This is a genomic window from Starkeya nomas, assembly GCF_902703545.1.
Lineage (GTDB): Bacteria > Pseudomonadota > Alphaproteobacteria > Rhizobiales > Xanthobacteraceae > Ancylobacter > Ancylobacter moscoviensis.
In genome coordinates, this window is sequence record NZ_CACSAS010000001.1 from 3151416 (window position 1) to 3163752 (window position 12337).

The 12337-nt window shown below is 66.1% G+C and carries 9 protein-coding genes; 8 read left to right on the top strand and 1 reads right to left on the bottom strand.

Going from position 1 to position 12337, the window contains the following annotated elements; all coding sequences use genetic code 11:
• Window positions 1-243: 243 nt before the first annotated feature.
• The 5 genes from STARVERO_RS15065 to frc (STARVERO_RS15085) all read left to right on the top strand — a co-directional run bounded on the left by STARVERO_RS15065 (window position 244) and on the right by frc (STARVERO_RS15085) (window position 7069).
• Entirely contained in the window at window positions 244-945 is a 702-nt protein-coding gene (locus STARVERO_RS15065) for a GntR family transcriptional regulator (protein WP_144344258.1), read from the top strand.
• A gap of 654 nt (window positions 946-1599) precedes the next feature.
• Window positions 1600-2325, top strand: a complete 726-nt coding sequence (locus tag STARVERO_RS15070; RefSeq protein ID WP_144344257.1) for a GntR family transcriptional regulator — start codon at window positions 1600-1602, stop codon at window positions 2323-2325.
• 43 nt (window positions 2326-2368) lie between these two features.
• A complete protein-coding gene (gene oxc, locus STARVERO_RS15075) occupies window positions 2369-4108 on the top strand; it encodes an oxalyl-CoA decarboxylase (protein WP_159599752.1) in 1740 nt (579 codons plus the stop codon).
• A 101-nt stretch (window positions 4109-4209) separates the two neighbouring features.
• Window positions 4210-5487, top strand: coding sequence for a formyl-CoA transferase (frc, locus tag STARVERO_RS15080; protein ID WP_159599754.1), 1278 nt, complete (start codon window positions 4210-4212; stop codon window positions 5485-5487).
• A gap of 331 nt (window positions 5488-5818) precedes the next feature.
• A complete protein-coding gene (gene frc / locus STARVERO_RS15085; protein WP_144344254.1) occupies window positions 5819-7069 on the top strand; it encodes a formyl-CoA transferase in 1251 nt (416 codons plus the stop codon).
• A 234-nt stretch (window positions 7070-7303) separates the two neighbouring features.
• On the opposite strand, the gene STARVERO_RS15090 is transcribed toward frc (STARVERO_RS15085), so the two are convergent.
• On the bottom strand, window positions 7304-8122 hold the full coding sequence (locus tag STARVERO_RS15090; RefSeq protein WP_144344253.1) for an IclR family transcriptional regulator: 819 nt from the start codon (window positions 8120-8122) through the stop codon (window positions 7304-7306).
• Between the two features lie 393 nt (window positions 8123-8515).
• Between STARVERO_RS15090 and gcl the strand changes: the two genes are divergently transcribed.
• The 3 genes from gcl (at window position 8516) to STARVERO_RS15105 (ending at window position 12204) form a co-directional block, all read left to right on the top strand.
• Window positions 8516-10282: a glyoxylate carboligase gene (gene gcl / locus STARVERO_RS15095; protein WP_144344252.1), complete on the top strand. Its 1767-nt coding sequence runs from the start codon at window positions 8516-8518 to the stop codon at window positions 10280-10282.
• A gap of 185 nt (window positions 10283-10467) precedes the next feature.
• On the top strand, window positions 10468-11253 hold the full coding sequence (gene hyi / locus STARVERO_RS15100; RefSeq protein WP_159599756.1) for a hydroxypyruvate isomerase: 786 nt from the start codon (window positions 10468-10470) through the stop codon (window positions 11251-11253).
• A gap of 60 nt (window positions 11254-11313) precedes the next feature.
• A complete protein-coding gene (locus STARVERO_RS15105) occupies window positions 11314-12204 on the top strand; it encodes a 2-hydroxy-3-oxopropionate reductase (RefSeq protein WP_144344250.1) in 891 nt (296 codons plus the stop codon).
• Window positions 12205-12337 lie beyond the last annotated feature (133 nt).

Sequence of the window (12337 nt, forward strand, 5' to 3'; positions counted from 1 at the left end):
GGCAGCGAAAGGCGCCGTACCGGCCTTTCCGCGGGCCTCCGGGACCGGTTGCCGCCTAGCCATGGGGCGCATGGACATTCGGTATGTGATATACGATCCTCTTTCGGCCTGTTTCCCGAAGAGAATCGCCAATGATCGGGTGAGCGGGCCCGTAATCGTCCGGGCGACCGGGCGCCTCGCGTCTGTCGCGCGGGGGCAACCAACAAGAACAACAGCCTTGACGAACTGACGAGGAAGCCACCCGTGGAAAGCGCCGACACCCAGACAAGACTGAACATCGCTCCGCTGGCCGCGAATACCAGCCTTCGAACCTTGGCCTACGACGCCATCAAGAAGGCGATTACCGAAATGGACATGTACGGCCAGGAGAGCGAGATCCGTCTCGACGAGCGCCAGCTCTCGCACGACCTCGGCGTCAGCCGCACACCCATCCGCGAGGCCCTGACCGTCCTCGAACAGGAAGGCTTCGTGCGCTCGGTGCCGCGCCGGGGCATCTTCGTGGTGCGCAAGTCCAAGCGCGAGATCATCGACATGATCATCGTCTGGGCGGCGCTGGAGAGCATGGCCGCCCGCCTCGCCGCCTCCCGCGCGAGCGACCGCGACCTCGCCGAGCTGCGCGACATGTTCCACGACTTCGAGGAAGAAGCGCCGTCCGAGCACATGAACGAGTACTCGAACGCCAACATCCGCTTCCACCAGACGATCATCCGGCTGGGCGGCTGCGAGATGATCGCCGAAATGACGGCCAATCTCTTCATTCATATCCGCGGCATCCGCGCCGTGTCGGTCCGGCAGGAGAACCGCTCCCAGCGCTCGCTGCAGGAGCACCGCGCGATCATCGCCGCGCTCGTCGCGCGCGACGCCGACCTTGCCGAGCGCCTGGTGCGCGAGCACACGCTGGGCCTCGCCGCCCATGTGGAGAAGCACGGCAGGTTTCCGTCCTGAGGTTTCGAGCCCCGGTACAGTGCCGTGCCGCCGTTCGGCGGCTGCAAGAATCTGCCCGGCGTCGCCTCGACGGCATCAGATGAAGCGCCGCCTCGCCCAACGGGGCTCTCCAACCGGCCCTCGGGCGCTTCCGGGCGAATCGGGGGCACCGTCGCTCCCGAGCCGTCACGAGAATCCGGGCCTCGGTAGACCGGATCACTCCCGCCGCCCATGACAACCCGCCGCCCGGACCGCTCGTCACCGGAACCGGCAGGCGCACACGTCCAGCCCGTTTTCGCCCCACCTTCGGCCCTTCCCGCCGAACGTCGACGGAGCGCCAGCCCGCCCTCTCCGGCAGCATAAACCGCCACGCCGGCACTGTTCCGTCGCGCCGCGCCCGCCCCGTCAGGCGAGCCATGCCCGAACTTTTGCTCACAGGCCGCCGCTATCTGTTCAGTTGGTCTCGCCAACCCGCTTTCGTCTGTGGTATATTGCATACGCAAGTTCGGCGAACAGCTCGCAAAGCCTCCAGGAGAGAGGCGCGGCGCCGACAGTGACGAAAGGGAATGAGGAGCGCCGTGGCCCCGGGATCGGGGACATCCGAATTGACATGTTGGTATTTGGTATGCCAATTTTTCGGAAATCCCCGGCGGATTTTCCGCAGAGGACACTTCCGTGAGCAGCAAGGCAGTTGTGAGCAAGCGCTGGCAAAGCGGTGACAATGGCCTGACCATCGAACGCCTGCCGGCCAAGGAGAGCTTCAAGAGCAAGGCCTACGCCGCTCTCAAGGAAGCCATTACCCACATGAATATCTACGGCTCGAGCGAGCCGTTGCTGCTCGACGAGCGGGACATTTCGGAGCGTCTCGGCGCAAGCCGGACGCCCATCCGCGAGGCGGTCGCGATGCTGGAGCAGGAAGGCCTGCTCCGCGCCGTACCCCGGCGGGGCATTATGGTGGTACGCCGTTCGAAGGCCGAGATCATCGAGATGATCGAGGCCTGGGCGGCGCTGGAAAGCATGGCGGCCCGCCTCGCCACGCAGCGCGCAAGCGACGAGGCGATCGCCGGGCTGAGGACTTTGTTCAAGGAGTTCGATCTCACCCGGATCGAGCGTGACCGGTGCGACGAGTATTCGACGGCGAATATCGCGTTTCACCAGGCGTTGATCCGGTTGAGCGGCTCCAGGCTGCTCGCAGCGATGACGGAAAACCTGTTCTTCCACGTACGGGCCATCCGCCATCGCACGATCTTCGAAATGGACCGGGCGCAGCGTTCGGCGTCCGACCATAAGGAGATCATCCTTGCTCTCGAGGCGCGGGACGCGGACCGCGCCGAGCGTCTGGTGCGAGACCATACGCTCCGGCTCGCGCGGCACGTCGAGAGCCACGTAGACCTAGATTAAGGCGGCAGAACCCGCCGAAGGACGTTTTGGGAGGGAATACGGGATGTCCGCAGTCGCACAGGTAATTGACGTAAACGCGGCCGTTGAAGCCGAGCAGGAGCTCACCGACGGCTTCCACCTCGTCATCGATGCGCTGAAACTCAACGGTATCGAGACCATCTACGGCGTGCCGGGGATTCCGATCACGGATCTCGGCCGCATGGCGCAGGCCGAAGGCATCCGCGTCGTGTCGTTCCGCCACGAGCAGAACGCCGGCAACGCCGCCGCCATCGCCGGCTTCCTCACCAAGAAGCCGGGCGTGTGCCTCACCGTTTCCGCGCCGGGCTTCCTCAACGGCCTGACGGCGCTGGCCAACGCCACCACCAACTGTTTCCCGATGATCCTCATCTCGGGCTCCTCGGAGCGTGAGATCGTCGACCTGCAGCAGGGCGACTATGAGGAGATGGACCAGCTCGCCATCGCCAAGCCGCTCTGCAAGGCGGCCTTCCGCGTGCTGCACGCGGCCGATATCGGCATCGGCGTCGCCCGCGCCATCCGCGCGGCCGTGTCTGGCCGTCCCGGCGGCGTCTATCTCGACCTGCCGGCCAAGCTGTTCTCCCAGGTGATGGACGCGGCCGAAGGCGAGAAGTCGCTGGTCAAGGTCATCGACGCCGCCCCCGAGCAGCTCCCGTCCCCGGCCGCGATCAAGCGCGCCCTCGACGTGCTGAAGTCGGCCAAGAAGCCGCTCATCATCCTAGGCAAGGGCGCGGCCTACGCGCAGGCCGACGAGGAGATCCGCTCCCTCATCGAGACCTCCGGCATTCCGTTCCTGCCGATGTCGATGGCCAAGGGCATCCTGCCCGACACCCATCCGCTCTCGGCCGGCGCCGCCCGCTCGACGGTGCTGAAGGATTCGGACGTCGTCCTGCTGATCGGCGCGCGCCTCAACTGGCTGCTGTCGCACGGCAAGGGCAAGACCTGGGGCGACGCCCCGAAGAAGTTCATCCAGGTCGACATCGAGCCGAAGGAGATGGACTCCAACGTCGAGATCGCCGCGCCGCTGGTCGGCGACATCGGTTCGGTCGTCGCGGCCCTGAACCAGGGCATCAAGTCCGGCTGGCAGGCGCCCCCGTCCGAGTGGACCGAGGCGATCAACGCCCGCAAGGAAGTCAACATCTCGAAGATGGCCCAGCGCCTGCTCAAGAACTCCTCGCCGATGGACTTCCATTCGGCGCTCGGCGCTCTCAAGCAGGTCATCAAGGAGCGTCCGGACGCGATCCTCGTCAACGAGGGCGCCAATACGCTCGACCTCGCCCGCGGCGTCATCGACATGTACCAGCCGCGCAAGCGCCTGGACGTCGGCACCTGGGGCGTGATGGGCATCGGCATGGGCTTCGCCGTCGGCGCGGCTGTCGAGACCGGCAAGCCGGTGCTGGCGGTCGAGGGCGACTCGGCCTTCGGCTTCTCCGGCATGGAGGTCGAGACGATCTGCCGCTACAACCTGCCGGTCACGGTCGTCATCTTCAACAATAACGGCATCTATCGCGGCACCGACACCGACCCGACCGGCCGCGATCCCGGCACCACCGTGTTCGTCCCGGACAGCCGTTACGACAAGATGATGGAAGCCTTCGGCGGCGTTGGCTACCACGTCACGACCCCGGACGAGCTCAAGCGCGCCGTGGACGAGGCGATGGACAGCGGCAAGCCCACCCTCATCAACGCTGTGATCGATCCGGCGGCCGGCAGCGAGAGCGGCAATATCGGCAGCCTCAACCCGCAGAGCGTTGTGAAGAAGAAGTAAGTCGAGCCGAGACGGGCGGGGTTTCCCCACCCCGCCCGTCTCATTCCGTATCAACGATATAACGGCGTAAAAACGCCGAGCTTAACCTCGAGAGGAACCCCATGGGAAAGGCTTTGGACGGCGTTCGCGTCCTCGATTTCACCCATGTTCAGTCCGGCCCCACCTGCACGCAGCTTCTGGCGTGGTTCGGTGCCGACGTGATCAAGGTAGAGCGTCCCGGCGAGGGCGACGTCACCCGCGGCCAGCTGCGCGACGTCCCCAATGCGGACAGCCTCTACTTCACCATGCTGAACTCCAACAAGCGCTCCATCACGCTCGACACCAAGAACCCCGAGGGCAAGAAGGTCCTCGAGGAGCTGGTGAAGATCTGCGACGTGATGGTGGAGAATTTCGCTCCCGGCGCGCTGGACCGCATGGGCTTCACCTGGGAACGCATCCAGGAGCTGAATCCGCGCATCATCCTCGCCTCGGTGAAGGGCTTCGGCCCCGGCCCGTTCGAGGACTGCAAGGTCTATGAGAACGTCGCCCAGTGCACCGGCGGCTCGGCCTCGACCACCGGCTTCCGCGACGGCCTTCCTCTCGTCACCGCCGCGCAGATCGGCGATTCCGGCACCGGCCTGCATCTGGCGCTCGGCATCGTCACCGCGCTCTACCAGCGCACGCTCACCGGCCGCGGCCAGAAGGTGCTCTGCGCCATGCAGGACGCGGTGCTGAACTTCTGCCGCGTGAAGATGCGCGACCAGCAGCGCCTCGATCGCGGCCCGCTGCGCGAGTACAGCCAGTTCGGTGAGGGCCTGCCCTTCGGCGACACGGTTCCGCGCGCCGGCAACGATTCCGGCGGCGGCCAGCCGGGCCGCATCCTGAAGTGCAAGGGCTGGGAGACCGATCCCAACGCCTACATCTACTTCATCACGCAGGCACCGGTCTGGGCCAAGATCTGCGACGTGATCGGCGAGCCCGAGTGGAAGACCGATCCGAACTACGCCACGCCGGCGGCGCGCCTGCCGCACCTCAACGAGATCTTCACCCGCATCGAGGCGTGGACCATGGCCCACACCAAGTTCGAGGCGATGGAGATCCTCAACGGTCTCGACATTCCCTGCGGGCCGGTGCTCTCCATGAAGGAGATCGCCGCCGACGAGTCGCTCTACGCGACCGGCACGCTGGTGGAGCTCGATCACCCGACGCGCGGCAAGTACCTGACCGTCGGCAACCCCATCAAGCTCTCCGACAACGACGTCGAGGTCGAGCGTTCGCCGCTGCTCGGCGAGCACACCGAGGAGATCCTCGCCGAGGTGCTCGGTCTGAGCGGCGACGAAATCGAGCGCATCAAGACCTCGGGCGCCGTCGGCGAGACGGTCCGCCTCGCAGCCGAGTGACGGCAAAGCATCCGCCCTTCGCGACGCGCGCGGCAGCGCGACGACAGGATGCATGAAGGATACGGCCCGCCACGCGGCGGACCGGGACGAGACGGTTCGCCGGGCTGCGCATGTCGCGTGCGCCCGGCGGATTGTGACACCAGGGTGAGCGAGAAGAAGTCGCAAGTATTTTCGAAGTCGATCACCACCTGGGAGTTGCTCGCGCTTTCTTCGTGAAGCGGAGCATGGGGAGAAGGAAAGCTTTTCCATTCAGAACGGATGGAAAATCTCATTGCGGCGGCAGGGTGAGCCTCCGTCGAATGGTTAACGCTTAAAAGGGAAGTCGACCACGATGTCTAAGCCCCTCGAAGGTATTAAGATCATCGATTTCACGCACGTTCAGGCTGGTCCGGCCTGCACGCAGCTCCTCGCCTGGTTCGGCGCCGACGTCATCAAGGTCGAGCGCCCCGGCGCGGGCGACGTCACGCGCTCGCAGCTGCGTCACGTCAAGGACGCCGACGCGCTGTACTTCACCATGCTGAACTCCAACAAGCGCTCGCTGACGCTGGACACCAAGACGGCGCAGGGCAAGGAAGTCCTGACCAAGCTCATCAAAGAGTCGGACGTCATGGTCGAGAATTTCGGCCCCGGCGCTCTGGACCGCATGGGCTTCACCTGGGAGCACATCCAGTCGCTCAACCCGGGCATGATCCTCGCCTCGGTGAAGGGCTTCTCGGAAGGCCACGCCTATGAGGACCTGAAGGTCTACGAGAACGTCGCGCAGTGCGCGGGCGGCGCCGCCTCCACCACCGGCTTCTGGGACGGCCCGCCGACCGTGTCGGCTGCCGCGCTCGGTGACAGCAACACCGGCATGCACCTCGCCATCGGCATCCTCACGGCGCTGCACCAGAAGATCAAGACCGGCAAGGGCCAGAAGGTCGCCGTGTCGATGCAGGACTCGGTGCTCAACCTCTGCCGCGTCAAGCTGCGCGACCAGCAGCGTCTCGACGCCCTCGGCTATCTCGAGGAGTACCCCCAGTATCCGCATGGCGAGTTCTCGGACGTGGTGCCGCGCGGCGGCAACGCGGGCGGCGGCGGCCAACCGGGTTGGGTGCTGAAGTGCAAGGGCTGGGAAACCGACCCGAACGCCTACATCTACTTCACCATCCAGGGCCATGCCTGGGCGCCGATCTGCAAGGCGCTGGGCAAGCCGGAGTGGATCGACGACCCGGCCTACAACACCGCCGAGGCCCGTCAGGACAAGATCTTCGACATCTTCGCCTTCATCGAGAGCTGGCTCGCCGACAAGACGAAGTTCGAAGCCATCGACATCCTGCGCAAGTTCGACATCCCCTGCGCCCCGGTGCTGTCGATGAAGGAGATCGCCAACGACCCGTCGCTGCGCAAGAGCGGCACCGTGGTCGAGGTCGATCACCCCAAGCTTGGCAAGTACCTGACCGTCGGCTCGCCGATCAAGTTCTCGGACGTCGAGGTCGAGGTGACCGCCTCACCGCTACTCGGCCAGCACACCAACGAGGTGCTCGCCCAGCTCGGCTACTCGCAGGAAGAAATCGCTGCGATGCACGACGCGAAGGCGGTCTGATCGACCGTCCCGCCGGGCGGCGCCCTGCGCGCCGCCCTCCCCTCCGCGGGGGCAAGCGCGGAACGATCGGCCCCCGCTTCAAGGCTGCGCGGCATATCCGCGGCGGACGGGCGGGCCACAGAGCCTCCCGGAGCGGAACGAAGGGTTTGCCCGACGTTCGGTTCCTCCTAGGCGACTGGTGCCGGCGCGGCTTCGCGCCGGCATTTTTTTATGCGGTGAAAAAAGCTCGGGGGCTCATCGCCCCGAATATTGCGTCGTCAGCCGCCGCGCCGCCTCGCGCACCCGCGCGCCGAGATCGGCGATGCGCTCGGGCGGCATGCGGACCGTCGGCGCCGAGATCGAGATCGCGCCCACCGGCTCGCGCCATTCGTCGAGCACCGCCGCCGCCACGCAGCGCATGCCGGGCGTGTGCTCCTCGTCGTCGATGGAATAGCCGCGCTCGGCGATCTCCGCGAGATCGGACTGCAGCGCCCGCCGGCTCACATGGGTGTGCTCGGTGAAGCGCTGGAGCTGGTCGCCGCCGAGCCAGGCGCGCCGGGCCTCCGGGTTCATCCCTGCCAGGATCGCCTTGCCGCCGCCGGAGGCATGGATCGGCAGGTCGCCGCCGATGCGGAAGAAGGCGCGCACCGCCGCGTGGCTCTCCACCTGCGCGACGCAGATGAGATGAGGCCCCTCGATCAGCGACAGGTTTACCGTCTCGTTCACCCCGTGCGACAGCTCGCGCAGCAGGGAGCGCGCGATCTCCGGCAGCTTGCGGATGCGCAGGTAAGCCGAGCCGACGCGGAAGAGCCCGATGCCCACCATCCACTGCCCCGTCGCGGGGTCGTGGCCGACGAGACCGCGCCGCTCCAGCGTGGTGAGCAGGCGGTGCACGGTGGAGGTCGGCAGCTCGGCCGCCCGCGCCACCTCGCTCAGCGTCAGGCCGTCCTCGCGCGCCAGCACCTCGAGCAGCGCGATGGCGCGGTCGAGCGACTGGACTTCCCCGCCGCCCTCCGCCCCGCCCGTCGAGGAAGGGCGGCCGCGACGGCGCACGGTCGGGACAGCCTGGTTCATCTGCAACTCACCTCCGAAGTCGGGCAGCGGGAACGGGATACCCGATCCCGGCGCCACCCGCCGTCTGCCGATCTTATGCCATCGGTCGGCACGTACCCTTCCTAGCATAAAGGCGCATTCGTCTAATTTTCGCAAATCAGAAATATATCCCGTATTGCGGAAATGGGGGTGACGTGGCATGTTTTCCGCGATTTCGGAAATTCATCCCGCAACGCGGGAAGAATCATGCCGCTCCGCAGCATGGCGCCCGGTTGATGAAACCCCGGCGCCGCGCGCCTCGGCGGCCACCGGAACCGGAGATTTTGAACAGAGTTCGAAAGCCGGCCGAGCGCCGCCAGCCCTGCGATCCAGGGCGACGCTCCGCCGGCGACAACGACGCCAGGAGGAGTTGCCATGGCCAAGATGCGTGCTGTCGATGCCGCAATCCGGGTTCTCGCCAAGGAAGGGGTGACCACCGCTTTCGGCGTGCCCGGCGCCGCGATCAATCCGCTCTATTCCGCGATGCGGGCCCATGGGCAGACGCGCCACGTGCTGGCGCGCCATGTCGAGGCAGCCTCGCACATGGCGGAAGGCTACACCCGCGCCAAGGCCGGCAATATCGGCGTGTGCATCGGCACCTCGGGCCCGGCGGGCACCGACATGATCACCGGCCTCTACTCGGCTGCCGCCGATTCGATCCCGATCCTGTGCATCACCGGCCAGGCGCCGCGCGCGCGTCTCTACAAGGAAGACTTCCAGGCGATCGACATCGAATCGATCGCCAAGCCGGTCGCCAAGTGGGCGGTGATGGTGCGTGAGCCGGCGCTGGTGCCGATGGTGTTCCAGCAGGCGTTCCACGTCATGCGCTCGGGCCGCCCTGGCCCGGTGCTGATCGACCTGCCGATCGACGTCCAGCTCGCCGAGATCGAGTTCGATGAGGACACCTACGCCCCGCTGGAAGTCTACAAGCCCAAGGCGACCCGCAAGCAGGCCGAAAAGGCCATCGCCATGCTGAACGAGGCCGAGCGCCCGCTCATCGTCTCCGGCGGCGGCATCATCAATGCGGACGCCTCCGACAAGCTGGTCGCGTTCGCCGAACTCACCGGCGTGCCGGTCATCCCGACCCTCATGGGCTGGGGCACGATCCCGGACGACCACGACCTGATGGCCGGCATGTGCGGCCTGCAGACGTCGCACCGCTACGGCAACGCCAACATGCTCGCCTCGGACTTCGTGTTCGGCATCGGCAATCGCTGGGCGAACCGCCACACCGGCTCGGTCGAGGTCTACACCAAGGACCGCAAGTTCATTCACGTCGACATCGAGCCGACGCAGATCGGCCGTGTCTTCGGCCCCGATCTCGGCATCGTCTCGGACGCCGGCGCGGCGCTCGACCTCTTCATCGAGGTGGCGAAGGAATACAAGGCCGCCGGCAAGCTGAAGGACCGCTCGGCCTGGGCCAAGGAATGCCTCGACCGCAAGAAGACCATGCTGCGCAAGACGCACTTCGACAACGTGCCGCTGAAGCCGCAGCGCGTCTATGAGGAGATGAACGAGGCGTTCGGCCGCGACACCCGCTATGTCTCGACCATCGGCCTCAGCCAGATCGCGGGCGCGCAGATGCTCCACGTCTACAAGCCGCGCAACTGGATCAACTGCGGCCAGGCCGGCCCGCTGGGCTGGACCCTGCCAGCGGCGCTCGGCGTGCGCGCGGCAGATCCCGATGCCGAGATCGTGGCCCTGTCGGGCGACTACGACTTCCAGTTCCTCATCGAGGAGCTCGCGGTCGGCGCCCAGCACAAGCTGCCCTACATCCATGTGGTCGTGAACAACTCCTATCTGGGCCTGATCCGTCAGGCGCAGCGCGGCTTCAACATGGACTTCGAGGTCTCGCTCGCCTTCGACAACATCAATGCCGACGAGAATGCCGGCTACGGCGTCGACCACGTGGCCGTCGCGGAAGGCCTCGGCTGCAAGGCGGTGCGCGTTTCCTCGCCCAACGAGTTCAAGGACGCCTTCGTGCGCGCCAAGGCCCTGATGAAGGAACATCAGGTTCCGGTGGTGATGGAGTTCATCCTCGAGCGCGTCACCAACATCGCCATGGGCACCGAGATCGACGCGGTCAACGAGTTCGAGGAAGTGCTCGACCTCCCGCTGGAAGGCGTCACGGAAAAGGCCTGATCGCGCGGGGTGGCGCGCAGCCCGGCAGTGGCCGGCCGCCGCCCCGTCCGTACTTCGGCGGAAGCCGCGTACTTCCGCCTTGCGCGCTTTCATGCCATCGAGGCGGCGCGCCCATACCGTCGGGGCATGGCCTTCACCGGCCCTGCCCCGCGTCAAACAAACCTGTCCCTGCCTAGGAGCGGTCCATGCCCCGTTTTGCCGCCAATCTCACCATGCTGTTCAACGAGGTGCCCTTCCTCGACCGGTTCGAGAAGGCCGCCGCCGCCGGCTTCACCGGCGTCGAGTACCTCTTCCCCTATGACTTCCCGGTCGAGGAGCTGGTGGCCCGCCTGAAGGCCAACGGCCTCAGTCAGGTGCTGCACAACCTGCCGGCCGGCAACTGGGGCGGCGGCGAGCGCGGCATCGCCATCCTGCCCGACCGCGTGGAGGAATTCCGCGCGGGCGTCGGCAAGGCGATCACCTACGCCACCGCGCTCGGCTGCCCGCAGGTCAACATCCTCGCCGGCATCGTGCCCGCCGGGGTGGACCGCGCCGTGCTGCACAAGACCTTCGTGGAAAACCTGAAATACGCCGCGCCGCGCATCAAGGATGCCGGCCTCAAGCTGCTGATCGAGCCGATCAACACGCGCGACATCCCGGGCTTCTTCCTGAACTACACGAAGCAGGCCAAGGACATCATCGAGGAAGTCGGTTCCGACAACCTCTTCATCCAGTACGACATCTATCACATGCAGATCATGGAAGGGGATCTCGCCCGCACCATCGAGGCGAACCTGCCACTGATCGCGCATATCCAGCTCGCCGACAATCCCGGCCGCAACGAGCCGGGCACGGGCGAGATCAACTACGAGTTCCTGTTCCGCTACCTCGACTCCATCGGCTACGCCGGCTGGGTCGGGTGCGAGTACAAGCCGAAGGGCGACACCGAGGCGGGCCTCGGCTGGCTCAAGGCGCTCACCGGCGCGGCCTGAGCCACGTCCGGTCAAGAAACGACATTCAAGAATACCGTCTGGGAAAACGAGGAAAAGACGATGGCGAAGGTTGGATTTGTCGGTCTGGGCATCATGGGCGCGCCCATGGCCGGTCACCTCATCGACGCGGGCCACACGCTCTATCTCTATGACGTCAAGCCGGTGTCGGCCGAGCTGACGGGCAAGGGCGGCATCGCCTGCGCCAGCGGCGCCGAGGTCGCCAAGAACGCCGACATCATCATCACCATGGTGCCGGACACCCCGCATGTGAACGCCGCCCTCTTCGGTGAGAACGGCATTGCGTCGGGTCTTTCGGCGGGCAAGATCGTGGTGGACATGTCGTCGATCGCGCCGGTGGAGACGAAGGAGTTCGCCGCGAAGATCAACGCGCTGGGCTGCGACTATCTCGACGCGCCGGTGTCGGGCGGCGAGGTCGGCGCCAAGGCGGCCTCGCTGACCATCATGGTCGGCGGGCCGGAGGCGGCGTTCGCGACGGTGAAGCCGCTGTTCGAGAAGATGGGCAAGAACATCACGCTGGTGGGCGGCAATGGCGACGGGCAGACCACCAAGGTGGCGAACCAGATCATTGTGGCGCTGACCATCCAGGCGGTGGGCGAGGCGCTGTTGTTCGCCTCCAAGGCGGGCGCCGACCCGGCGAAGGTGCGCGAGGCGCTGATGGGCGGCTTCGCCAATTCGCGCATCCTCGAGGTGCATGGGGAGCGGATGGTGAAGCGGACCTTCAACCCGGGCTTCCGGATCGAGCTGCACCAGAAGGACCTGAACCTCGCTCTGACGGGGGCGCGGCAGCTTCAGATGGCGCTTCCGGCGACGGCGCTGGCGCAGCAGCTTTTCAGCGCCTGCGCGGCGAATGGCGGGGCGGCGTGGGACCATTCGGCGCTGGTGAAGGCGCTGGAGATGCTCGCCAACCACACCGTCGCTCCCGATGCCTGACGGGAAGTGAATTCATAATTCAGAACACCTTTCGGGGGCGCTCAGGCGCCCCCGATCTGTTTCTGCCAGAATAAGTAAGGATTGCTGCCCCGGTAGTGGAACCCCGCTGCCGGGGTAGTCTTTTGCGTAGTCA

Bases quoted from the DNA above. Each gene is read 5' to 3' on its own strand.
- oxc (WP_159599752.1), top strand. From the start codon at position 2,369: ATGTCCGCAGTCGCACAGGTAATTGACGTAAACGCGGCCGTTGAAGCC.
- frc (WP_159599754.1), top strand. From the start codon at position 4,210: ATGGGAAAGGCTTTGGACGGCGTTCGCGTCCTCGATTTCACCCATGTT.
- frc (WP_144344254.1), top strand. From the start codon at position 5,819: ATGTCTAAGCCCCTCGAAGGTATTAAGATCATCGATTTCACGCACGTT.
- STARVERO_RS15090 (WP_144344253.1), bottom strand. From the start codon at position 8,122: ATGAACCAGGCTGTCCCGACCGTGCGCCGTCGCGGCCGCCCTTCCTCG.
- gcl (WP_144344252.1), top strand. From the start codon at position 8,516: ATGGCCAAGATGCGTGCTGTCGATGCCGCAATCCGGGTTCTCGCCAAG.
- hyi (WP_159599756.1), top strand. From the start codon at position 10,468: ATGCCCCGTTTTGCCGCCAATCTCACCATGCTGTTCAACGAGGTGCCC.
- STARVERO_RS15105 (WP_144344250.1), top strand. From the start codon at position 11,314: ATGGCGAAGGTTGGATTTGTCGGTCTGGGCATCATGGGCGCGCCCATG.